The organism is Deltaproteobacteria bacterium (assembly GCA_016235345.1).
Lineage (GTDB): Bacteria > Desulfobacterota > Desulfobacteria > Desulfobacterales > Desulfatibacillaceae > JACRLG01.
The window spans coordinates 275479-297757 of the sequence record JACRLG010000023.1 but is presented as its reverse complement, the minus strand read 5'-3'; the positions used below and the strand labels follow the sequence as shown (position 1 = coordinate 297757).

Here is a 22279-nt window from a genome sequence, read left to right as displayed (position 1 = left end):
CTATTCCTTCCCGCGCTGTTCACCTTCCTTGCATTTCATCGCTTGTGAGCAGCCTGCGCTATGCGGGTTGTCAAAGGGAGGATAGGGGGCGGATTCGCATGTCTCCCGGATAAGGACATGTAACAGCATTTTTTTACGTTTGTCAAAAAAATTTTGGCGATTTACTGCCGACTCACTGGATGTGGAATTTTACCCTCTACAATCAGGGAATCAGAAAAACCTGCATGTCCATTACGTTGGTTCTGGTGGGGCCGGTGGTGACGGTGTCGCCCAGGGCCTCGAAAAAACGGTGGGAGTCGTTGGCCTTCAAAAAGGCTTCGGGCGAAAGCCCGGCGGCCCTGGCACGCTTTACGGTGGTGTTGTCCGCAAGAGCGCCCGCAGCCCTGGTGGGGCCGTCGCTTCCGTCGGTTCCTATGGAAAGGAGGAGGATTTCCGGGTCTCCGTCAAGCTCCAGGGCCGCCGACAGGGCCAGTTCCTGGTTGCGCCCGCCCAGGCCGCCGCCCGCCACCGTAACGGTGGTCTCGCCGCCCGAAATGATGCAGGCGGGCCGTTTCACGGGCCTGCCGTTCAGAGCCGCTTCCAGGGCCACGGCGGAGAGTGCCCTGGCGGCCTCCCGTGCTTCTCCGCAAAGGCGGGAGGTGAGGACTAAGGTGTTGTAGCCCTTGGAGCGGGCCATTTTTTCAGCCGCGTTGAGGCTAAGGCCGAGGCTTGCCGCCACGATGTTGATGGCCGAATCGAAAATCGGATCGCCAGGCTTGGGGGTTTCGGGAATCTCGCCGCGCGCCCCTCGCTCCAGCCAGTTGGAGACGGCCCTGGGGACCCGGCTTGAAAGGCCGTAGCGGGAAAGAATCTCGATGGCCTCTCCGAAGGTGCTCGAATCTGGAGAAGTGGGGCCTGAGGCTATAACCGAGGGGTCGTCGCCTATCACGTCCGAGATCATGATGGTGACCGTTTTCGCCGGATGCGCGGCCTTTAAAAGCCTGCCGCCCTTCACCATCGAAAGGTGCTTGCGGACGGTGTTGACCTCATGTATGCGCGCCCCGCTTTTTAAAAGGAGCGTGGTAGCGGTCTGCTTTTCGTGAAGGGTGAGCCCTTCGGCTGGATGGGGCATAAGGGCCGAGGCCCCGCCGGAAAAGAGGCAGAAAACCAGGTCGCGCTCGTTTGCCGGGGTAATGAGCTTCAGAATTTTCCGCACCCCGGAAAGCCCCTGGGTGTCGGGTATGGGGTGGTCGGCCTCCATCACCTCGATTCTGGAAAGCGGCCCGGCGTGGCCGTACTTGGTGACCACCGCCCCGGCTGTGAGCCTCTCCCCCAGGATGTCCTCCAGGGCCGCCGCCATTGGAACCACAGCCTTTCCCGCCCCCACCGCGTAAATCCGGTCGTAGCCGGAAAGGGAGAGGATGCTTTCGCCCACCTTCAGCCGGTCGCCCTCCGAAAGCGCAAGCGTCCTTCTGACGGCCTCGCCCGCGTCTGCTGCGGCCAGGGCGGCCCGGAAGATGTGGCGGGCGTCGTTTACAAGCGGTCCTTGCACCTTTTGTCCTCAGTCGGGAGTTGTTTCTTCTTTCAGCATACAACACGCCACCTTGAAAAGCGGCCCACCCTTTTCGTCGCAGGCCGTGTTGCCGGGCTGAATCAGGCGGTTGATCACGCAGCCTTCGGGGATATCGAGGGAAAAAAACCTGTCCTCGGTGATGCCGGGGCGCTTTCTAAGCCGCCCGCTTCTGATGCTGTAGGCGTGAAGGGGGAAATCCTCGCACAGGGGGCAGCGATAGACCCTTCCGTTGGGGAACACGAAGTAGTTTTCAGCCTCGCGCCCGGCGCAGGCGAAGGGCTCATCAGAATCAAGATAAACCTTGGGATGTATCACGGTCAAACCCAATGAAGCGGCGTTTTGGGCGACCTTGGGGACCACCGCCTTCCAGCGGTCCCGCCGGGCCTGGACAGCCGTGGTCCCCCTGCCCCGCAAGCCTATCACCTGGATGAAAAAGCGGTTCACCCCAAGACCCGCCAGGAGGGGCGGCATGAGTGCGAGATCGTCTATGGTGTCGCCCGTTACGGTGGTGATCACAGAGACCGAAAAGCCGCGCTCCTTCGCCCGTCGAATGCCGGATACGCAGGCCTCGAAGGAGCCGGGGCCGCGCAGAAGGTCGTTTTTGGCGGCGGTCGGCCCGTCAATGGAAAAGCTGATAACCTCCGCGTCGCTTGGCGTCACGCGATCCAGGAAATCGTGGAACAGAAAACCGTTGGTGTCCACGGTGACACTTGCGTAGCCCATCTCTTTCGCGGCCCGTGCGATTTCGGGAAGGTCGGGATGAAGGGTGGGCTCGCCGCCAAGAAGGATGAGGTTGGATTCACCGGTTTTCCCCGAAAGTTCAGCCATCCACTTTTTTGCCGTGGCAAGGCTCACCATGCCCTTGCCGTGCTGGGCCGGGTTTATGTAGCAGTGGCGGCATGAAAGGTTGCAGTTGGTGAGCACGTGAAAAAAAATGTTGCGGGCGTTTTTCTCAAAGGCTACTGTCCGTTTCATGGATCTTTTCCATGCCTTTCCGAACGGTTACGATAAACGCCATGAGCCGTCGCCCGAAAAAAGATAAGATGCCGGTTTCAGGGAACGCCGCCGGAAAAGGGCCGGGGGGGCCTATCGCTCCGCCCTCCGGGGTCGCCCTTCGGTATTTTCGGCTCCCGCCTCATCTTAGTTACCCCTTTATCCTTTTCTGCGCAAGCCTTGCCCTCAGGCTTATTTACCTTTTTATTCTGCGTAACGACGACTATTTTTCGACCCTTGTGATAGACTCCGAGGCCTACCATGAAAAGGCCTTGGAAATAATGGGCGGAAAGCTCATCGCCTCACGCGCCTTTTACCAGGATGGCCTCTACCCCTACATCCTGGCCCTGCTGTATTCCGTTTTCGGGCAGTCGATTCTGACGGCGCGGCTTTTCAACGTTATCCTGTCCAGCGTTTCAACGGTCCTGATATACGGAATCGGGCGGGAACTCGGCGGAAGGCGGGCCGGAATCGCGGCGGCCCTTCTTCATATCCTCTGCGGGCTCTTTCTGTTTTACGACGGAATTCTGGGCAAGGAGCCCCTTGGAATCCTCCTTGTTTCCACAGCCCTTTACGCGGCCCTAAAGGCGGGGAAAAGCCCTTCCGCCAGGATGTCGCTTTTGGCGGGCGTTTTTCTGGGCCTTGCCGCCCTCACACGGGCCAATCTGCTTCTTTTCGTGCCGGTTTTCTGCGTGTGGCTGGTTTTTGCGGCAAAAGGGCCGACCGCCAGCAGGCTCATCCCGGCCATCTTCTACGCAGCAGGCTTTTTCGCGGCGGTGTCGCCCGCAAGCATCCACAATTATCTTGCCGAGGGCGATTTCGTGCTTCTCACAAGCCAGGGAGGGCAGAATTTCTACTACGGAAACGGGCCGGAATCGAAAGGGGCCTTTGAAAACCCGGAAAACGTGCGTCTTGTGCCGGAGTTCGAGGAGGAGGATTTCAGGCGCGAGGCCGAACGCCTTTCGGGGCGGACGCACATGAAATCCTCTGATGTCTCACGCTTCTATCTCCGCCGGGGCCTCGATTACGTGATTGACCACCCGGGCGACACCTCGCGCCTTCTGCTCAGAAAGGCCGCAATGTTTTTCTCGGCCTTGGAAATCGCCGACAACTACTCCTTCGACTTCGCCCGCCACCGTTTTCCCGTACTGAGGGCGCTTTTCGTAGGCTCCGGGCTGCTTCTCTGCCTGGGGCTCGCGGGCTTCGTCATGCTTTGGCCGGATCGCCGGAGATTTTTCGTTCCTGCCCTGTTTTTCGCGGTTTACGCAGGCTCGGTGATCGCCTTTCACGTGGCCTCCCGCTACAGGCTTCCCATCCTGCCCCTTTTGTGCGCCACGGGCGGCGTTTTTCTGACGGGCCTTCCCGACGCCTTAAGGCACCGCCGCCGTCTGCTGCCTGGGGCTTCATGCGCGGTTTTGGCCGTGGTGGCGCTTGGCGTTTACTGGCCGTATTCCTTCGTGCCCCGAAACATCGAAAGCACCTTCGATGTACCCTATAACGCCCTGGGAACCGGCGCGGCCAAAAGGGGAAATCACGACGAGGCCCTTTCCCTGTACGGCAAGGCCCTTGAAATCAATCCGAATAACGCCGTGGCCCTCTATAACCGGGCCGAAAGCCTCCGCTCCCTGGGACGCCTCCCGGAGGCCCTTGCCGACCTTCGCCGCGCCCTTTCGCTCGATCCTTCCCTGACCCTGGCCCGCTGCAACCTGGGGATGCTCCTTGTCACCATGAACGAGCCGGAAGAGGCGCTGTCTGTCTTCGACGAAGCCCTGGCCCGAAACCCCATGGACGGCGAAGCCCGCGCGGGCCGGGGGCTTTCCCTTGCGGCCCTTTCGCGGCTTTCCGAAGCCGAATCCGATCTTGGCCGCGCCCTTGCCCTTGGGGCGGAGCCCGCGCCCGTGCTGTACAACCTGGCCTGCGTCCTGGCCCGCCAGGGAAGAACCGGCGAGGCTGAAAGAGTGCTGGCCAAGGCCGTGGGGCTCAAGCCCTCATACGCGGCCCAGGCCAAGGAAGACCCGGATCTGGCGGGGATTTTCAAGTGATTTAAACTTGGGGAGTAAGCAATGAAGGTGAAATCGAAAAATCAAAAAGGCATCCGGGAATTCCCGCCCGGTACGGCCGATTTTTCGGCAGCGCATCCGATCGATTCAACCCGGAGCGACAAGGAAGCATCGGCCAGCTATACGTTGGAAACCCTTTTGGCAGGGGTCACTCCTGAAAATCTGCACAAGGAACTGGAAACCGGGCAGGCCGTGGGTAACGAGGCATGGTGAACGACTGGGTCCCGCAACGGGGCGAGGTGGTATGGCTGAGTCTTGATCCGCAGGCAGGACATTAACAGGCAGGAAGACGTCCTGCGTTGATAATTTCACCCGGAGCCTATAACTCAAAAGTGGGATTGGCTCTCTTTTGTCCAATAACCAACAGGGTGAAGGGTTATCCGTTCGAGGTTCTGATCCCGGAAGGATCAGGCGTTACAGGAGCCATCCTTGCCGATCAGGTGAAAAGCCTGGATTGGCGGGCAAGAAACACGGTATTTGTGTGCGAGCTCCCATATTTTTCGATAGCCCAGGTCCTTAAAAAACTTGCGACCCTGGTCTGCCTTTAGTTAGATAACCACGCCATTGCTTCTGTTCTTATGCCGCTATTCCGATCATAAAAGTTAATTCCTGATTTTCCCATCAAAGCCCCATCCGATAAATCAAGCCCTGGTGATCCTGGCCCGGAAGGCTTATGGAATAAGCCTTCATGGGAAACTCGCGCACCCTCGAAAACCCGTATGCCTCGTAGAAATGCCAGGAAAGGGAAGTGTCCGTGCACACGTGGATAGAGGGGACCTTTTCGCTTTTGGCCTTTTGAACAAAGGCGTCCATGAGCTTCCTTCCCATGCCCCGGCCCCGGAGAAGCTTTCTCGACGTGAAAAGGAGAATCTCGGCGGATGAAAAATCCACCGGGTGCCTCAAAACGTGTGGGGCGTAGCCCAAGGCCATGTTAAAAAAATGACGCCGGGCGACGGGCTCCATGCCCTGTCCCAGGGCGGCCCTGAGCATTAGCCCCGCGCCCCTGGGGATCATGGAAAGCACGTGCTTCGGCCTTTCCGGGATGCTCCCGAAAATCACCCCGTGAACCTCCCCGCCCTGCTCAGCCACGAACCCGTGGGTGCATCCCTTCCAGAAAAGGCGAAGGATGTCCATGTTGAGGGATTTGTCCGCGTGATCCAGAAATGGCCAGACGATGTGGCGGAAGCCCTCCGCGTAGCAGGCGTAAACGCCTTCCATGTCGGCTTCGGGATCAAAGGGGCGAATCAGAGGCTCATCCATGATCTATACTTTTTCGTATCGGCCTGTTTTTATTCGAGCAAATTCAAGATAACCTTCGAGCCGCCCGCTGCCTACTGAACGTGCGCCGCCACGAAGATTTTTTCCGCAAGGCCCCGGCCAAGGGCGTAGCGCCTGCCATCCACCACCACCACCACCTGGCCGTCTCCGGTGTTGATGAGGACCTCCAGTACGTCGCCGGTCCTAAGCCCCATGCTCAAAAGCCTTCGCCTTGCCTCGCTTCCGCCCGAAAGCTCCCTTATCACCACCGTTTCGCCGGCCTTGGCCGCCGTGAGGGAAAGGGGCCGGAAGCGGTCCTTGTTGCAGTTTTCGCACAGGCCGTAAAGCTCCATGCGGTGCTGGAGAACCCTAAAACCGTGTTTTCTGGCTATATTGGCCTGGAGTTTCTCCAGGGCCTCGTCGTAAAATTCGGTGATGGCCCCGCAGCGGGTGCAGATGAAATGGTCGTGGTGGTGGCCCAAGTGCCGGTGCTCGTACAGGCTTTTGCCGCCCTCGAAATGGTGGCGCTGGGCGAAGCCGTAGCGGCACAGGAGGCGCAGGGTTTCCCGCACGAACTCGATGTCGAAGGGATGCCCGCCCTCCTCCAGCATCTGGGTGAGTCGGGCCGCACTCATGTGCTCCTCTGAGGAGAGAAAGGCCGTAAGCACCTTCAGGCGGTCCTCCACCCTCTCGATTCCCTCGTCCCGGAAGAGCCTGTAAAACTCCCCCAGTTCCTTGCTGTGGCCAGTGTTTCCCAATTTTTTTCCGTGCTTCTGTCGTTCTTTTGTGTTCTTTTTCATTGCGCCCTACGGGCGATATTTGCTTTAATGTAGCTTTCAACCACTTACGTGTCAAGCAAACGGAAGGCCCCTGCCCCGGCCCGGTTGTGTATGAGCCTTTAAACGATTGCTTGCGGGTAAATTTTTTGATACGTTGCGAAAAATCGCCGTAAGAATCGAATCGGCGTCCTGTTTACGATCCCAAATCCGGAGGCCCGCCATGTTGAAAAAAACCCTCTTGGCCATAGTCTGCCTGGCCGTCGCCCTGCCCGTTGTTCCGGCTTTCGCGGAGGACGGCAAATATTACGAGCCCACCTACGGCTCGCGTTACGGGCACGGCACGGTCAAAAAGCCCCTTTCCGTGGGCCTGGGCCTTTCCTACGTCCTTGAAATGCTCGACATAAACGATCTCACCGAAGAAATTAAGCCCGTGGGCCTGGACGCCGACTTCGACAACACCTTCGGGGCCCGGCTATCCATAGGCTACAAGTTCACGGGCATTTTCGGGGCGGAATTCACCCTGGACTGGATGGACAAGTTCGAATGGAGCGGCTCCTACATCTACGGCGGAAAACCCGTCAGCGCCGACATGGGCGTGGACGTGCAGATGGCCATGCTTTCGGGCCGCCTCCAGCCGCCCATCGGCAAGCTCGACTGGTTTTCACCCTATTTCACCATAGGGGGCGGGGCCATGATGGGCGAGGTCCAAACCAACGCCAAGGTCTACGGCAAGAGCCGCACCTTCATCAACTGGGAGTGCCACCCCGTAACCCGAATCGGCGCGGGCGTCGACTTTTTCGTCACCGACTCCATCTCCCTGGGTCTCGACACCTCCTATTACTGGGGCTGGAACGAGTGGGACGAGATCAAGTTCCTCTCCGTCACCGGAAACACGGCCTATCATTTCTGATCATATCTTTACCAGCCTGTTGAAAAACTCAAATTTGGCAGGCTGATGAAAAACGATGAGCCGCAAGGCGTGCGAAAAGCCAATGAGTCAAGCGTACTTAATGTACGTGACGGAATTGGCTTTGAAGCAGAACACAGCGGATCGCGTTTTTCGACAGCCTGTTACGGATCGGAGGCATTTTCATGGAACGGACTGGAATAGTAACCATCCATAAAAATCCGCTGACCCTCGTCGGCCCGGCGCTTTCGCCCGGCGACAGGGCCCCGGACTTCACGGCCCTTGCAAACGACATGTCGCCCAAGAGCCTTGCCGATTTTTCCGGAAAGGTCCTGGTCCTGGCGGCTGTGCCCTCCCTCGACACCCCGGTGTGCGAGGTGGAGACCAAGCGCTTCAACCGGGAGGCCGCCTCCCTTGGGCCTGACGTGGCCCTCGTAACCGTCAGCATGGACCTTCCCTTTGCCCAGAAACGCTTTTGCGCCGCCGAGGGAATCACCGCCCTCACCACCCTTTCCGACCACAGGGACGCCGACTTCGGACTCAAATACGGGGTGCTGATAAAGGAGCTCCGCCTCCTGGCCCGCTCGGTCTTCGTGGCTGACAGGGCCGGAATTCTCAGATACGTGGAAATCGTGCCCGAAACCTCCCAGGAGCCCGACTACGAAAAGGCGCTGGCGGCGGTCAAGGCCCTTTTATGACCATGGAATTACGAAGCCGGAACCAACGCCCAAAACACATCCTTTCCCGGAGGTTTTCAACATGAAGACACTAACCAAGCTCGCCCTGGCCGTCCTTCTGGTCTCCATCCTTTCCGGCTGCGCCCTGTTCGCCACAAGCGCCGTTGTGGGCGCTTTCGCGTGGGTCGAGGGCGAACTCCAGCGCGAGTATCAATCCCCCTACGCCAAGGCCATCTCGTCCACCGAAGACGTTCTGAAAGACCTCAAAATCAGGATTCTGGACAAGACCGACGACGGCATCACCTGCCGCATAGACGCCAAGCAGGCCGACAACACCCAGGTTTCAGTAAGGGTTCAGAACATGGCCCCCAAAAGGGTCACGATCGCCGTAAGGGTGGGCAGGGTCGGCCTGTGGGATCGCTCGGTAGCGGAAACGATCCACAACTACATCAAGGCCCGTCTTTAGAGGGTCTGAAAACGCGAACTGCTGTGTCAGAGCAAAGCGGGCGGGTCGTCATGTACGACAAGTACTATTCCTTCCCGCCCGCTTCACTCTTCCTTGCATTTCATCGTTTTCAATCCCTCTAAAGCATGGCGGCATTGGGTGAAGAAGAAAAGAAGCCCCCGCTTCCAAGAATTTAATTCCCCGTTTTTGGGTCACGCCAATTATCCACGACGCTATGGGGTAATTTCATCATGGAACATGCTCCCCAACCGGTAGATGTGACCGATCCAGCCTTGCTTTTCCGTATCAACAAATTGTTCAGGGAAGGAATGAGCGACGAAGAACTCTACGAAGCTACTCGTGGAATTTGGAGGGTAGGTAAGAAGTTAAAAAAGAAGGATATATTAGCGATGGCGGTCTATAAAGGAGTTATCAAAGCGGTTTATAAGATCAAATCGTGGGAATCTGCCGAAACTGCACACTTTGATAATCCCGTCCTGGCTGAATTGGCCAAGCAGAAAAGAAATCGATGGGCATTTGTCGGTAAAGTTGCACCAGAACCCGAACACTCTCGGTACATTAACTGTTCGGTTGCTCATCTGTTCCGTCAGGGCATGGCAGCTCCTGTCCTGGGCATCAACTTGGATGACTGACAAATCGATCCGGCTGTCGGCGCACCGCCGCCAATGATTTCAAAAGTCAAACAAGCTGTTTGGTTTCCTTCCATTGGACGCACTGCCTTGAGTATCCCCTCTGTTCCGAAATCCTTCAACGAGACGGCGGCGGGCGATGAGTGAAGACGGTCTTATCGGGGCCGTGCTGAAAACGGCCCGGCGCGCGGGAATGTTCCCCAAAGGGGCGAACGTGCTGGCGGCGGTTTCGGGCGGGCCGGACTCCACGGCCATGCTTTCCGCGCTGGTGATGCTGAAGGATCGCCTTCTACTGGGCGAAATCGGCGTTGCCCACGTGAATCACGGATTGAGGGGCGAGGCTTCTGACCGCGACGAGGCCTTTGTGGAGGAGCTTGCGCGGAAAGACGGGCTGGCCTTTTTCCTGGAAAAAACCTCGGCGTCCGATTTGGCGGCGGAAAACGGGCTCTGCCTGGAGGAGGCCGGAAGAGACGCAAGATACCGCTTCTTCCATCGCATTTGCGCCGGACACGGATTCTCGCGCGTGGCCGTGGCCCATACGGCGGACGACAACGCGGAAACCGTTATGATGTTCCTTTTAAGAGGGGCCGCCGGAACCGGGCTTTCGGGGATTCCCGCAATTCGAGGAAACATCGTGCGGCCCCTCCTGGAAGCCACGCGAAAGGACGTGCTGGATTTTTTAAGGGAGCAGAATCTTCCCTTTGTCACGGACGAATCCAACTCCGACCCGTCCTTTCTGCGAAACCGCATAAGAAACGAGCTTCTTCCCCTGCTGGAAAAAGACTACAACCCCGCAGTCATTGCGGCTTTGAACAGGCTGGCCGACGTTATGGGCGCGGAGGAATCCTTCTGGGAGGACTTCATCGCCCGCCGCATGACCCTTATGGGAGTTTCGCCGAAAGATGCCGAAATCTCACTCCCGGTGGCGGAACTCAAGGCGGAGCATCCGGCGGTCAGGCGAAGGCTGGTCAGGGCCGCAGTGGAAAGAGTCAAGGGAGACTTGAGAAAAATCGGCCTTGTCCACGTGGAGGACGTTCTTTCCCTCAAAACCGGCAAGACCGCCCACTTGCCCGGCGGCGTGGTGGCGAAAAGGACAAGGGAGAGCCTCGTCATTTCACGCCCCCCGGATTTTTCCGCCCGCCCCAAAAAACGGGGCTGACCCCGCCCTGAAACATCTCACTTTTTTATTGACGCAAATTTCATTAAGGGATAATATAAATATTTTTCAAGGCGGTTCCGCCTCCAAACGGGGCGGAACCGCTTTTTTTCGCCCCCACCCCAGGGCGGAGTCGGCCTGGAAAAAAAGCAGGCCGGAGCGGGTTTCACACTCCGGGGGATACGAAACCAGGAGCCGGAGGCGTTTTTCTCCGGCTGCCGCCACGAAAAGGCTTTAAAGGCATCATGGAACACGATCTGTCTCTCACCAGAAACATCGGCATCTCGGCCCACATCGACGCGGGCAAGACCACCCTCACGGAACGCATCCTCTTTTACACCCAGCGCATCCACGCCATGCACGACGTGAAGGGCAAGGACGGCGTGGGCGCGGTCATGGACTCCATGGAGCTGGAGCGCGAGCGCGGCATCACCATTGCCTCGGCGGCCACCCACTGCACCTGGAAGGACCATGCGATCAACATCATAGACACCCCCGGCCACGTCGACTTCACCATCGAGGTGGAGCGCAGCCTTCGGGTGCTGGACGGAGGCGTCCTGGTTCTCTGCGCCGTGGGCGGCGTGCAAAGCCAGAGCATAACCGTCGACCGCCAGATGGCCCGCTACGGGGTTCCCTGCCTGGCCTTCGTCAACAAGTGCGACAGAAGCGGCGCAAACCCGGCACGAATCACCAACGATCTCAAGGACAAGCTCAACCACAACGCGGTTCCCATACAGCTTCCCATAGGCGTGGGCGCTGATTTCGAGGGCGTGGTGGACCTCGTAAAAATGAAGGCGGTTTATTTCGACGGCGAAAACGGCGAAGACATAAGAGTGGAGGAAATCCCGGCCTCCATGAAGGACGCCGCCGAAGCCGCCCGCGAAACCCTTGTGGACGCGGCCTCCATGTTCTCGGACGACCTCATGGAAGCGGCCCTTGGCGGCGAAATTTCCGAAGAACTTCTGATCGGCGGAATAAGGGCCGCGACCCTTGCCCGCAAGATGACGCCTGTCCTTATGGGAACCGCCTACCGCAACAAGGGAGTTCAGCTTCTTCTGGACGCGGTCACCCTTTACCTGCCCAACCCCGGCGAAAAGGAAAACAAGGCCATTGACCTTGATAACGCCGAGGCCGACATCGTGCTTTCGGCGGACCCCGCAAAACCCCTTGTGGCCCTTGCCTTCAAGCTGGAAGACGGACGCTACGGCCAGCTTACCTACGTGCGCGTCTACCAGGGCACCCTTGCCAAGGGATCCACCATCAAAAACTCCCGCACCGGAAAAAAGGTGAAGGTTGGCAGGGCGGTTAGGATGCACGCAAGCCAGATGGAGGACATCCCGGAAATCCCCGCAGGCACCATAGGCGCGCTTTTCGGCGTGGAGTGCGCGTCCGGCGACACCTTCACGGACCCGGATCTGAACCTCTCGCTCACTTCCATGCACGTTCCGAAGCCCGTCATATCGCTATCCCTCACCGCCGAGGACAACAAAAGCCAGTCCGCCATGGCCAAAGCCCTGAACCGTTTCGTCAAGGAAGACCCCACCTTCACCTGCAGGGTGGATTCGGAAACCAGCGAGACCATCATAAGCGGCATGGGCGAGCTTCACCTTGAAATCTACGTGGAGCGCATGAAACGCGAGTACGGCGCGGCGGTGGTGACCGGCGCTCCCCAGGTGGCCTACCGGGAGACCATCACCCAGAAGGCGACTTTCAACTACACCCACAAAAAGCAGACGGGTGGAAGCGGCCAGTACGGAAGGATCGCAGGCGGGCTTGAACCGGCCATTGAAGAGGATTTCGTGTTCGACAACAAGATCACGGGCGGCGCAATCCCCACCAACTTCATACCGGCCTGCGAAAAGGGTTTCAAGGAGTGCATGGCCAAGGGCCAGCTTCTGGGCTTTCCCGTAACCGGGGTCAAGGTTTACATAAACGACGGCGCGAGCCACGCGGTGGATTCAAGCGACATGGCCTTTCAGGCTGCGGCCAGGGGAGCTTTTCGGGAGGCCTACCCCAAGGCCAAGCCGGTGATACTGGAGCCCATCATGAAGCTGTCGGTTGAAAGCCCCACAGAGTTCCAGGGCGCGGTGATGGGAACCATCGTGCAGCGCCGGGGCATAATTTTGGGCTCCCAGGACGAAGGGGCCATGTGCCGCGTGGAGGCCGAGGTGCCGCTCTCGGAAATGTTCGGCTATTCCACGGTTCTGCGCTCCGCAACCCAGGGCAAGGCCCAGTTCACCATGGAATTCGCCATTTACAGGCGCGTTCCGGGGGATGTGGCGGAAAGGCTTGTAGCACAGGCCAAAGAAGCCAAGGGTAAATCCAACTGACGGGTTTGTATCCGATTTTAGGCTTACCCACCGGGCAGCCTACATAAAAGAGAAACAACGGGCGACAGGTGAAACCCGAATAGTCGGTGCAGGAACGCAATCCGCATTGATAATGGTTTCCGGCCCGAAAAGGGAGAAAGAAAATGTCTCAAAACCTCATAGGGGAAGATCATCCCCTTTCCCTCATGGCGCAAAGCCTTCCCGAAGGGGAACTGGGGGCCATTCTTTCCAGGCCCGGCATGGGCAAGACCGCAGTTCTGGTTCAGCTTGCCATGTACCACCTTCTTTCCGGCACCAACGTTCTGCACGTTTCCCTGGATCAGCCCGTGCGCAAGGTGGCCCTGTGGTACGAGGAGGTCTTCACCCCGCTGGCCCTCGCCAACAACTGGCAGGATCACCTTTCCATGTGGGAAACCATGCTGCCCCGACGCTTCATAATGGGCTTCACCGCAGAAGGCTTTTCGGCCTCGCGCCTCATGGAGCGCCTTAACGATCTTACCGAGCAGAACATCTTCTATCCCCAGGTGATGATCGTGGACGGCCTCGATTTCAGCGAAGGCGGAATCTCGCTTTTGAAGGACATGAAGGCCCTGGTGGGTGAGTACAAAATGCGGGCCTGGTTTTCAATGCGGCTAAAAAAGGACGAGAGCATAATGGAAGACGGGCTTCCCGGAACCTTCTCGCAGGTTGCGGACCTTTTTTACAGGGCCTGCCTCCTGGCCCCGGAAAACGGCGGAATAGCCGTGAAACCGGTGAAGAACGGAATCCCGGCTGATCGGAACTTCGTGCTGGACCCGGCCACTTTTTTGATAAATGAGGCCGGCAGATAGCAGATTCTTATTATTGGGGGAGGGATGGCCTTTTCAGTTGATTAAGCTGAAAGTTCCCCCCTCCCCTTTTTTTCTGGCCGTAAAAATTATTCCGCATGACAAATGTTGTTCGTCCCCATTTCAATCAGTCACACTCACTTCCCAGCCATAATCATCATAATGGCTTTTTTTCTTGGCAACCAATCCCAAAAATATTATAAAAAAAGTTTCCGCCAACGGCGGCCTGTCGGGGCGGCGGCGGCAGAATTGAATTTTGTGGACCGTTTCAAAGGAGACACCCATGTGTCGGCTTTTTGCCATAACCAGTGACGAGCCATTATCGCCCATGGTGGCCTTAAAGGCCCTGGACGTGATGCGGGAAGGCCACGACGGAAGCGGCGTCGGGCTTTATCTCACCGATCTGTCCGGCCCCTTCGAGGAAATGAAGGATGCGCCCATACTTTCGGGCATATTCTCGGTCCAGGGCCTGAAGCGCCTGGACTCCTTCATGATGGAAGTGGGCTTCACCACCAAATACAAGGTTTCCATGCGCCTTCCGGCAACTCCGCCTCCGGGGATCCCCCGCCGTGACAGGTACCTTATAAGGGCCTACGAGTACCCGGAGGACTGGGACGGAATGCCCCACGGGCGCAAGATGGATAAATTAATGGAAATTCGCCTCAAACTCCGCAAGATGGGCGAGGCCGAGGGCGACATGATCGTCTACAGCTTCTGGCCCGACGTGATCATGATTAAGGAGATAGGCGATCCGCTAACGGTGGCCCAGTACCTGGGGCTTGCCCGTGACGACCTTCGGGCGCGGGTCATCATGGCCCAGGGGCGGCAGAACACCAACTACGCCATCAACCTCTATGCCTGCCACCCTTTTTTCATCCAGGGCGTGGCATCCATGACCAACGGCGAGAACACCGCCTTTGTGCCCATACGCGAATTTTTGTCCTCGCGGGGTTTTTCGGGCTATTCGGGCTACAACTCTGATTCCGAGGTCTTCACCCACATTCTGCATTACAGCCAGCATTTTCTGAAGCTGCCCCTTGCCGCCTACAAGCACATAATCACCCCGCTTGTGGACGAGGACATCAAAAAACATCCCGACGGCGCGTTTCTGGCCAACCTGAAGCACGCCTGCCGCCCCCTTATCACGGACGGCCCCAACTGCGTGATAGGCTGCCTTCCCGACCGCACCCTTTTCATGGCCCAGGACCGCAAGAAGCTGCGGCCCGGGATTGTTGGCGGGCGTCCGGGCAGATGGGCTTTTTCGTCCGAAATGTGCGCGTTAGACAGCGCCATACCCGACAGGGACAAGGGCGCGGATTTCCAGCCAATGTACATGGATACGGTTTACGTTTCCCAGACGCGCAAAGAGGTGACGGTATGCAACCAGTGGGAACCATTGGCCCAAGCACGCTTGGCTTAAAAGACCTTCCCTGGATCATAGATTGGGACATCGACGCCTGCACCCTGTGCGGCAGGTGCACGGCGGCCTGCCCGGTGAGGGCCATAGAGCTTGGGGTTTCGGCAAAGCGCACCGTTGGCGTCAACACCGCCCAGACCAAGGCGAAAAGCGAGCACGCCGTGTTCTACGCCGTGCGGCAGAAGACCGAACCGGCCTTCGCCTGCGTGGGCTGCGGCCTGTGTAACACCGTCTGCCCCAATAACGCCATAATGCCGATTCGGAACGACGAGCCGGACAAGCTCAGGTTTCACCGCAACCAGGGCGGGGCCGCCCGCAACCGGGGCGGACGCCGAAACGCGCCGGGGGGCGTCTTGGACCGCATCAAGTTCACCCGCATTTCAATGCTAACAGACCCGGCCCTTGACGCGGGCCGCCACGAGTTCGAGCTTCGCACACTTCTGGGCCGGATACTTCCCCCCGAACAGAGCCTGGACCTTTTCCGGGACCAGGGCTGGATTCCGCCCGTGCGGGAAATCTACCCCCTCATCATCGGCGGCATGAGCTTCGGCGCTCTCTCCCCCACCATGTGGGAGGGGCTCCAGATGGGAGTGAGCTATCTCAACGAGGAAATGGGGATGCCGGTTCGAATCTCCACCGGCGAGGGCGGATGCCCCCCAAGGCTTCTGCGAAGCCGCTTCCTCAAGTACGTCATCCTCCAGATCGCCTCCGGCTACTTCGGCTGGGACGAGATCATCCACGCAATCCCCGAAATGAAGGAAGACCCCTGCGCCATCGAGATCAAGTACGGCCAGGGGGCCAAGCCGGGGGACGGCGGCCTTTTGATGTGGCACAAGGTCAATAAGCTCATAGCAGCCATTCGCGGAGTGCCAACAGGGGTAAGCCTGCCTTCGCCCCCCACCCATCAGACCCAGTACTCCATTGAAGAATCAGTGGCCAAGATGATCCAGTCCATGAGCATGGCCTGGGGCTTCCGCGTTCCCGTCTATCCCAAGATTTCAGGCACTTCAACGGCCCTTGCGGTTTTAAACAACCTTGCCCGAAACCCCTACGCGGCGGGACTCGCCATAGACGGCGAGGACGGCGGCACGGGAGCCGCCTACGCCGTATCCATGGATCACATGGGGCACCCCATAGCCAGCAATATTAGGGACTGCTATGACAACCTCGTAAAAGTCGGGAAGCAAAACGAGCTCCCCCTTTTCGCGGGGGGCGGAATCGGAAAAAGCGGCAACCTCGCCGCCAACACGGCGGCGCTTATCATGCTTGGGGCTTCGGGTGTCCAGGTGGGGAAATACATCATGCAGGCTGCGGCGGGTTGCGTGGGCTCGGAGACCGACCGGTGCAACATCTGTAACGTGGGCCTCTGCCCCAAGGGTATCACGAGCCAGGATCAGCGCATCTACCGCCGCCTTGATCCCGAAAAGGTGGCCGAGCGCGTGGTGGACGTTTTCATCTGCTTCGACACCGAGCTCAAGAAAATCGTGGCCCCGCTGGGACGGTCAACGTCGCTTCCCATCGGCATGTCGGATGCTTTGGGCATTGATGATTACGAAGCCGCCCAGAGGCTGGGCATAAGGTATGTTGTGTAATACTGGTGCGTTCAAAAGCGGGCGACCGGCCGGTCGCCCCTACGGAATACAAATTGTCCTGATGGGCGATTGCGGAGCACGAAAATGACGGACCATGAAGAATACTGCCGGATATCCGGGGTTGAAAACGGGGTGAGGCTCGAAAGCCGGGTTCTGGAGGAGTTGATCCAGAAGGCCGTGGCCAAGGGCGAGCGCCGCATCCTGGTGGATGCGCGGGGCCAGCACGGCATAGGCGGCAGGCTGTGGGCCGCAGGCGAAGACCGGGTTTCGGTCACCATCACCGGCCAGTCCGGCCAGCGCACCGGAAGCCTTGGCTGCGCCAACACCACCGTCGAAATTCTGGGCCCGGCCTCGGACGACGTGGGCTGGCTGAACGCGGGCGCGACCATAGTGGTGCACGGCAACGCCACCAACGGCGTGGGCAACGCCATGGCCCAGGGCCGCATAATGATCGCTGGCAACATAGGCGCGCGCGGCATGACCATGACCAAGGCCAACCCGCGCTTCATGCCGCCCCAGCTTTGGGTATTGGGCGGCGTGGGCGACTACTTCGCCGAATTCATGGCGGGCGGAACCGCCGTGGTCTGCGGCCTTAGCCCCCAGAACCCCGAAAACGTGCTGGGTTTCCGCCCCTGCGTGGGCATGGTGCGCGGGCGCATCTTCGTTCGCGGGCCTCACAGGGGCTTTTCAGAGGCCGACGCCAAGCTCGCTCCCATAGAGGACAGTGACTGGGAATGGCTGCTTGAAGGATTGGGCGATTTCCTCTTCCGGGTCAAAAAAACCGGGCTAATGCCGCTTCTTACCCGTCGTGAGGAGTGGAGCCTCATAGAGGCACGCTCCCCCCACGAAAAGGCTGCCAAGCCCAGGCGGGCCATGAGCGAGTTCAGGCGCAATGTCTGGGATCACGAGCTTGGAACAGGCGGCCTTGTAGGCGATCTTCTGGACGGCGAACGCGGAGTCATAGAGGTGGTCACCACGGGCGAGCTTCGTCGGTTCGTTCCGGTGTGGGAGAACAGAAAGCACGCCTCCCCCTGCGAGGCGGCCTGCCCCAGTGGCATCCCGGTATCCGAGCGCTGGCGGCTGGTCCGCGAGGGCAAAACCGAGGAGGCGGTGAATGTTTCCCTTCTTTACTCGCCCTTTCCCGCCACGGTCTGCGGCTACCTCTGCCCCAACCTATGCATGGGCGGCTGCACCCGTAACAGCCTAGGCATGACCCCCATCGACGTGGGCGTTCTGGGCCGCGCGAGCCTTGCCGCCAAAACTCCCGATCTACCGCCCCTTTCCGGCAAAAAGATAGCGGTTGTGGGCGGCGGCGTTGCCGGAATTTCGGTTGCCTGGCAGCTTCGGCTCAAGGGCCACGAGGCCACTGTCTACGACCGGGAAAAAGAGCTTGGTGGCAAGCTTTCCACCGCAATTCCCCCCGAACGCATCCCGCCGGAGGTTTTGTCCGCAGAGCTTAAAAGGGTGCGGGAAGTGATTCCCCACGTCACCCTCAAAAAGGACCTGGACCGGGACGGCGTTTCCCATCTTGCCGCCCGGTACGATTTCGTGGTGATGGCGGCGGGGGCCTCCAAGCCCAGGATGCTGCCGGTTCCGGGAATCGAGCGGGCGGAAAGCGCCCTCGACTTTCTGCGGGCCTTTAAAAGCGGCAAGGCGAAGGCCGGAAAAAAAGTGGTGGTGATAGGGGCCGGAAACGTGGGCTGCGACGTGGCCTCCTCGGCCTTTGCCCTGGGGGCGGAATCCGTCACCCTGGTGGACGTCCAGAAACCGGCGGCCTTCGGCAAGGAACGGGACGCCGCCGAAAAGGCGGGCGCGAAATTCTTGTGGCCGCTTTTTACGAAGGAAATCCGCGAAAAGGACGTGCTCTTTACGGACGGGACGGCCCTTGACGCCGACACCGTGGTGGTGTCAATCGGAGACGCGCCGGAAACCGGGTTCCTTCCGGAAACCGTGCAGACCCAAAAAGGCTTTATTACGGTGGACGAAAACTTTCGCACCACCGACCCCAAGATTTTCGCGGTGGGAGACATCGTCCGGCCCGGCCTTCTCACCGACGCCATAGGCGCGGGAAAAAAGGCGGCGGAGGCCATGCACGAGCTTTTGTCGGGCAGGCTTCCCAAAAGAACCTTCAAGGCCGTGATTCCCTTGAACCGGGTGAACCTGGCCTATTTCGACCCCAAAAAGCGGACCTTTTCCGACACCGGCGACTGCGCGGGCAACTGCTCGTCCTGCGGGCTTTGCCGGGACTGCGGAATCTGCGCTGAAATCTGCCCCAAGGGTGCCATCTCCCGCACCAGCCTTCCCGACAAGGGCTTTGAAATGACGGTGAACGCGGCGCTTTGCATCGGCTGCGGCTTCTGCATGGGGGCCTGCCCTTGCGGGGTGTGGAACCTTACCGAGAACAGCCCATTATAGCGAAGAAAAAACATGCCTCCGGCGGCCGGGGGGCCTTCGCCCCCCCCCAACTGCCTATCGAAATGCCCCAATTTCACCAATGAAGAATCTGTGAGGTAATGTATGAAGCCAATTGTTATTTCACTATTTTTTTTGTTAATTTGTTTTATGTTTACAGAAACCGAGGGGCATACTGTTATTAAAACCAAGGATGAATTTCAAAGTGCCGAAGGGAAAAAGGTGGCTGTTGAAGGTAAGTTATTTCGTTCAAAAATAGGCGATACTCTTGTTTGCAAAAATTTTTCTGTCTCGTTAAGAGGATTTACTCTACCAAAAGAAACCATCGGAAAAACAATAAGACTATTTGGCACCGCCATGGTTTATAAAAATAATGAATCAAGAGAAGAATGGGAAAATAGAATTAAGAAGGAGCCGCCATTCACTCATGATGGATATTTGGCTGAACGCTTTGTGCTGGTAAAATGAAATTCATGCTGGAAAAGATCGGGGACTACCCCTGGGGGCGTGGAATATGACGAAAAACGCGCCACTGTAACAAGCCGTCCACAGGGCAGCTTGTGATTGGCCTGCATGAATCGATTAATTACAATCTTTTGCGTGTGATTGGATGTCAGCAATGGAGCTTGAATCCAAATACAATCATTATAAATATATTTTGGCTGTGATATACGCAACAATTGAATTGGGATTATTTTTTATAATATATAAATGTTTTGATATAATTGGCGTACATATTGACGCAAAAATATTATTTATTGCACTAATACCTTGTGCATATTTTATTTATAGATATCGAGCCAAGACTTTTTATATTATAGCATCTTCAATATTTATAGTTTTGATTCTTATTTCGTGCACAATTTTTATTTCATTTAATAAGGCAACGGAAAACACGAGTAAGCCAAAAATATTTATTAATAGTGAAGCAATAAAAATTATTAAAGATGAGTTCAAACTTAAAAATAATGTTATCAATGCATACTTTTATACAGATGGTTTTCAGGACCATACAATTTTTATAGCGTTCTCTGCTGATAAGTCTGATCTTGAAAAGTTGATAAGCAAAATTACAGGAAAACAAATTAATGAACTCGAAACTTGGAATAAACAAATTCAAAAATTTGATTTTATTTATGGACCAGGACAAATTGATAAAGCCTATCGCACACCATTATATAACCTCGACACCGTAAAAGATGGTCTGTTTTTCAAAAAAGATGACGGCGAGGTGCATTGGCACTTGGTTTATGACCGCAAAAACTCACGCTTATATTATTGCTGGTGGAATACGTAATTCTGGGTGAGCCAGCGCTTCGCAAGGAACCACACAACCTACTGTTTTTACATCTTTTTATCCCCTCCATTAGCGACTAAGGACAGGACGGAATTCCCGCCAGGGGCCGACAGGCCGGGCCGGGCGCGGAAAGGCCGGAAAAAGGCCCACAGGAGAAGCCCGAGAACCGCCAGTAGGTTCAGGGCAAGAACCCATCCTATATGGGGCGGGCGGTATGAAAGCGTCACTGGTCCGCTGAAAGGCTTGTCGAACCTAACGGCCAGGAGCCCGTTTTTTCGGGTGACGATTCCCCGGTCCGTTTTCCATCCCGAAGCCCAGTTCTGGTTCACTATCACCGTGTCCGGGCCGAAAAGGCTCACGAAAAAACTTGTCCGGTTGTAACCCGTTTTGAAATCGCTCACGGCTCCGTAACCGTTTTCAAGGCCGACCTCGCCGGAATAGGCGGGGTTCCGGGCGTATTGGCCCGCGCAGCGGACTATGGTTCCCACCTGCCGGGCGGTTTTGGTGCACAGAAAGGCCGGAACCACGGACGTGGAGAGCACTATGTTGCCGCACCAGTGCCGGAGGAGCCCGTAACCCTGCAAGAGATTGGGGTAGAGATCGCCGTAATCCACGTTGAAAAAGGCGTCGGCCTTGACCCAACGGGCCGGGCGGGGATGCGTGAATGCAAGGGGAATGATGGAGGAATTCCGCCACATGCCCGGCAATACGAGAAAAACCAGCAGGACCAGGGCAGCCGCGCTCCTTAAATCCTTTTTGAGATGGCCGCAGAAGGCGTTGAAAAAGCCTCCGACGCCAATTGCGATGAACAACAGCAGGAAATAATTGAAATACTTGGCCGGATACTTGATGTTGTGAAAAACGGGCAGAAAGCCCAAGGGCCTGTAGATATCTATGGGAAAGTAGTTGGTGACGGCAAGGAGGGCGGTCAGGATCGACAGGATGGACAAGCCCTTGTTTTTCCCGCCGAAATTGGCAACGAGCCATATCAGGGCAAAAATCAGCGCAAGGATGCCGCAGCCGATGTATTTGTTTTCCAGGCGATACATGTTGTTTGCGACGCTGACATACATCTGCCCGTTCATGACAAGGGTTTCGTTCGAGAAGTCATGAATTCTAATAAAAAAATGATAGATGTAATAAAGGCTTTCATACAGCGAACTGTTGCTATTCATCATGCTGTAATCATAATTCCGCGAATCCAGCGAAATGATTTCGCCAAGCAGGTATATTCTGGTTATCCCCAAAAGGCATGAGATTACGATGCCTGCGCATATTGCGTAAAATGAAAAGGTTCTTTCATCCGATTTTAGGCCCCGCGAGAAAACCCTTTCAACCGCCCACCATAACAGCAAATAAAAGATGCTCACAGGGTAAACGTATTTGCCCTGGGCCATCATGGTGTAAAGGATTAGCCCGGCCAGCACGGCAAAACCCCGGCTTGCCCGGCCTTTGCTTATGCAAAAGGCCAGGGCTGGAAAGGCGTAGAGAAGGCATTCGTTGAAGTTTCCGCCGAAAAAGCGCATGGGAAGCCAACCGCTTGCCGCGTAAACCGACGTGGCTGCAAATGCCTCAAGTGGGGAATAATTGAATATCCTACGGCTTGAGGCCCACATGCCCCAAAGCCCCGCCAGGAACACGAGAAACAGGAGGATGCGGGTTCCGGCCACTTCGCCGAAAACCAGGGTGATCGGGAAAAGCGGGGAAAGGCTGGGATCGTAGGGGTGGCTTGCCAGGGGGTATCCGCCGTTGACGTAGGGACACCAGAAGGGGATTCCGGCCCCGGAGAGAACGCTTTCCCGCGCAGCGGCCTGGTGAAAATAGACCTCGCCCCAGTCGTTCATGATCATGTTTGGCAGGCGGTCCATGCGCGCGAACATGGGAAGCGCCATGAAGGCCCCGACCAGCACAATCGCCGCAAGGGGAAT

General features: G+C 57.3%; 18 protein-coding genes and 2 pseudogenes. 15 read left to right on the top strand and 5 right to left on the bottom strand.

Going from position 1 to position 22279, the window contains the following annotated elements; translation table 11 throughout:
- Nucleotides 1-202: 202 nt before the first annotated feature.
- Nucleotides 203-1531, bottom strand: coding sequence for a glycerate kinase (locus HZB23_11865; GenBank protein ID MBI5845351.1), 1329 nt, complete (start codon nt 1529-1531; stop codon nt 203-205).
- Nucleotides 1532-1540: 9 nt separating this feature from the next.
- Nucleotides 1541-2527, bottom strand: coding sequence for a radical SAM protein (locus HZB23_11860; GenBank protein ID MBI5845350.1), 987 nt, complete (start codon nt 2525-2527; stop codon nt 1541-1543).
- A 68-nt stretch (nt 2528-2595) separates the two neighbouring features.
- Here HZB23_11860 and HZB23_11855 point away from each other — a divergent pair, with 68 nt between their 5' ends.
- The 3 genes and pseudogenes from HZB23_11855 to HZB23_11845 all read left to right on the top strand — a co-directional run bounded on the left by HZB23_11855 (nt 2596) and on the right by HZB23_11845 (nt 5153).
- Entirely contained in the window at nt 2596-4587 is a 1992-nt protein-coding gene (locus HZB23_11855; protein ID MBI5845349.1) for a tetratricopeptide repeat protein, read from the top strand.
- A 138-nt stretch (nt 4588-4725) separates the two neighbouring features.
- Nucleotides 4726-4818 (top strand): annotated as a pseudogene (locus tag HZB23_11850) (AbrB/MazE/SpoVT family DNA-binding domain-containing protein).
- Nucleotides 4812-5153 (top strand): annotated as a pseudogene (locus HZB23_11845) (type II toxin-antitoxin system PemK/MazF family toxin). Before HZB23_11850 ends, HZB23_11845 begins: the two co-directional pseudogenes overlap by 7 nt.
- 73 nt (nt 5154-5226) lie before the next feature.
- Here the strand turns inward: HZB23_11845 and HZB23_11840 are convergent.
- Together HZB23_11840 and HZB23_11835 are read right to left on the bottom strand one after the other, a co-directional pair.
- Nucleotides 5227-5865: a GNAT family N-acetyltransferase gene (locus HZB23_11840; protein MBI5845348.1), complete on the bottom strand. Its 639-nt coding sequence runs from the start codon at nt 5863-5865 to the stop codon at nt 5227-5229.
- Nucleotides 5866-5936: 71 nt separating this feature from the next.
- A complete protein-coding gene (locus tag HZB23_11835; protein ID MBI5845347.1) occupies nt 5937-6662 on the bottom strand; it encodes a transcriptional repressor in 726 nt (241 codons plus the stop codon).
- A 199-nt stretch (nt 6663-6861) separates the two neighbouring features.
- On the opposite strand from HZB23_11835, the gene HZB23_11830 reads away from it, so the two are divergent.
- From HZB23_11830 to HZB23_11775, 12 genes are all read left to right on the top strand, one after another.
- Nucleotides 6862-7551, top strand: coding sequence for a porin family protein (locus tag HZB23_11830; protein MBI5845346.1), 690 nt, complete (start codon nt 6862-6864; stop codon nt 7549-7551).
- 182 nt (nt 7552-7733) lie between these two features.
- Nucleotides 7734-8246, top strand: a complete 513-nt coding sequence (gene tpx, locus HZB23_11825; GenBank protein MBI5845345.1) for a thiol peroxidase — start codon at nt 7734-7736, stop codon at nt 8244-8246.
- Between the two features lie 61 nt (nt 8247-8307).
- Nucleotides 8308-8691: a DUF3568 family protein gene (locus HZB23_11820; GenBank protein ID MBI5845344.1), complete on the top strand. Its 384-nt coding sequence runs from the start codon at nt 8308-8310 to the stop codon at nt 8689-8691.
- Nucleotides 8692-8921: 230 nt separating this feature from the next.
- Complete coding sequence (locus tag HZB23_11815) at nt 8922-9323, top strand: hypothetical protein (protein MBI5845343.1); 402 nt, start codon at nt 8922-8924, stop codon at nt 9321-9323.
- A 136-nt stretch (nt 9324-9459) separates the two neighbouring features.
- Entirely contained in the window at nt 9460-10479 is a 1020-nt protein-coding gene (gene tilS / locus HZB23_11810) for a tRNA lysidine(34) synthetase TilS (protein MBI5845342.1), read from the top strand.
- A gap of 242 nt (nt 10480-10721) precedes the next feature.
- On the top strand, nt 10722-12806 hold the full coding sequence (locus tag HZB23_11805) for an elongation factor G (GenBank protein MBI5845341.1): 2085 nt from the start codon (nt 10722-10724) through the stop codon (nt 12804-12806).
- Nucleotides 12807-12949: 143 nt separating this feature from the next.
- A complete protein-coding gene (locus HZB23_11800) occupies nt 12950-13636 on the top strand; it encodes a cytoplasmic protein (GenBank protein ID MBI5845340.1) in 687 nt (228 codons plus the stop codon).
- 280 nt (nt 13637-13916) lie between these two features.
- Complete coding sequence (locus HZB23_11795; GenBank protein ID MBI5845339.1) at nt 13917-15053, top strand: glutamate synthase; 1137 nt, start codon at nt 13917-13919, stop codon at nt 15051-15053.
- Nucleotides 15011-16642: a 4Fe-4S binding protein gene (locus HZB23_11790; protein MBI5845338.1), complete on the top strand. Its 1632-nt coding sequence runs from the start codon at nt 15011-15013 to the stop codon at nt 16640-16642. The genes HZB23_11795 and HZB23_11790 overlap by 43 nt, the downstream gene beginning before the upstream one ends.
- 84 nt (nt 16643-16726) lie before the next feature.
- The gene (locus HZB23_11785; GenBank protein ID MBI5845337.1) at nt 16727-19057 is read left to right on the top strand and encodes an FAD-dependent oxidoreductase; all 2331 of its coding nucleotides are present in this window, start codon (nt 16727-16729) and stop codon (nt 19055-19057) included.
- A 102-nt stretch (nt 19058-19159) separates the two neighbouring features.
- Nucleotides 19160-19522 carry a hypothetical protein gene (locus HZB23_11780; protein MBI5845336.1) on the top strand — a complete coding sequence of 121 codons (363 nt, stop codon included), beginning with the start codon at nt 19160-19162 and terminating at the stop codon, nt 19520-19522.
- A 151-nt stretch (nt 19523-19673) separates the two neighbouring features.
- Nucleotides 19674-20351, top strand: coding sequence for a hypothetical protein (locus tag HZB23_11775; GenBank protein MBI5845335.1), 678 nt, complete (start codon nt 19674-19676; stop codon nt 20349-20351).
- Between the two features lie 47 nt (nt 20352-20398).
- On the opposite strand, the gene HZB23_11770 is transcribed toward HZB23_11775, so the two are convergent.
- The coding region (locus HZB23_11770; protein MBI5845334.1) for a hypothetical protein at nt 20399-22279 on the bottom strand (1881 nt) is incomplete at its 5' end.

Coding starts and splice junctions, on each gene's coding strand:
- HZB23_11860 (MBI5845350.1), bottom strand. CDS start 2,527: ATGAAACGGACAGTAGCCTTTGAGAAAAACGCCCGCAACATTTTTTTT.
- HZB23_11855 (MBI5845349.1), top strand. CDS start 2,596: ATGCCGGTTTCAGGGAACGCCGCCGGAAAAGGGCCGGGGGGGCCTATC.
- HZB23_11840 (MBI5845348.1), bottom strand. CDS start 5,865: ATGGATGAGCCTCTGATTCGCCCCTTTGATCCCGAAGCCGACATGGAA.
- HZB23_11835 (MBI5845347.1), bottom strand. CDS start 6,662: ATGAAAAAGAACACAAAAGAACGACAGAAGCACGGAAAAAAATTGGGA.
- HZB23_11830 (MBI5845346.1), top strand. CDS start 6,862: ATGTTGAAAAAAACCCTCTTGGCCATAGTCTGCCTGGCCGTCGCCCTG.
- tpx (MBI5845345.1), top strand. CDS start 7,734: ATGGAACGGACTGGAATAGTAACCATCCATAAAAATCCGCTGACCCTC.
- HZB23_11820 (MBI5845344.1), top strand. CDS start 8,308: ATGAAGACACTAACCAAGCTCGCCCTGGCCGTCCTTCTGGTCTCCATC.
- HZB23_11815 (MBI5845343.1), top strand. CDS start 8,922: ATGGAACATGCTCCCCAACCGGTAGATGTGACCGATCCAGCCTTGCTT.
- tilS (MBI5845342.1), top strand. CDS start 9,460: ATGAGTGAAGACGGTCTTATCGGGGCCGTGCTGAAAACGGCCCGGCGC.
- HZB23_11805 (MBI5845341.1), top strand. CDS start 10,722: ATGGAACACGATCTGTCTCTCACCAGAAACATCGGCATCTCGGCCCAC.
- HZB23_11800 (MBI5845340.1), top strand. CDS start 12,950: ATGTCTCAAAACCTCATAGGGGAAGATCATCCCCTTTCCCTCATGGCG.
- HZB23_11795 (MBI5845339.1), top strand. CDS start 13,917: ATGTGTCGGCTTTTTGCCATAACCAGTGACGAGCCATTATCGCCCATG.
- HZB23_11790 (MBI5845338.1), top strand. CDS start 15,011: ATGCAACCAGTGGGAACCATTGGCCCAAGCACGCTTGGCTTAAAAGAC.
- HZB23_11785 (MBI5845337.1), top strand. CDS start 16,727: ATGACGGACCATGAAGAATACTGCCGGATATCCGGGGTTGAAAACGGG.
- HZB23_11780 (MBI5845336.1), top strand. CDS start 19,160: ATGAAGCCAATTGTTATTTCACTATTTTTTTTGTTAATTTGTTTTATG.
- HZB23_11775 (MBI5845335.1), top strand. CDS start 19,674: ATGGAGCTTGAATCCAAATACAATCATTATAAATATATTTTGGCTGTG.